The organism is Sulfitobacter sp. HI0040, assembly GCF_001634885.1.
Lineage (GTDB): Bacteria > Pseudomonadota > Alphaproteobacteria > Rhodobacterales > Rhodobacteraceae > Sulfitobacter.
Window position 1 is genome coordinate 1 of sequence record NZ_LWEX01000476.1, and the last position, 296, is coordinate 296.

Below are 296 nucleotides of genomic sequence, written 5' to 3' on the forward strand. Positions count from 1 at the left end.
CGCATCTTGGCTATGAAGAGGGCGAAAGCGCGCCGCCGAGCCAACCCAACCGCCGCAACGGCACATCGACGAAAGTGCTGAAGGGGCAGGACGGGGAATTGCCGGTAGCGATCTCCCGTGACCGCGACAGCAGCTTCGAGCCGGAACTGGTGAAGAAGGGCCAGACCCGGATCGACGGTATGGATGACAAGATCATCGGGCTCTACGCCGCCGGTCTGACGGTGCGGGACATCCAGGCGCATCTGCTCGACCTCTACGGTCTGAGGGTGTCGCCCGACCTGATCAGTCGGGTCACC

General features: G+C 63.9%; 1 protein-coding gene. It reads left to right on the plus strand.

What is annotated here, in order from left to right; genetic code table 11:
- Positions 1–296, plus strand: a 296-nt coding sequence (locus A3728_RS19145) for a transposase (RefSeq protein ID WP_201722351.1), incomplete at both ends; no start/stop codon positions are given.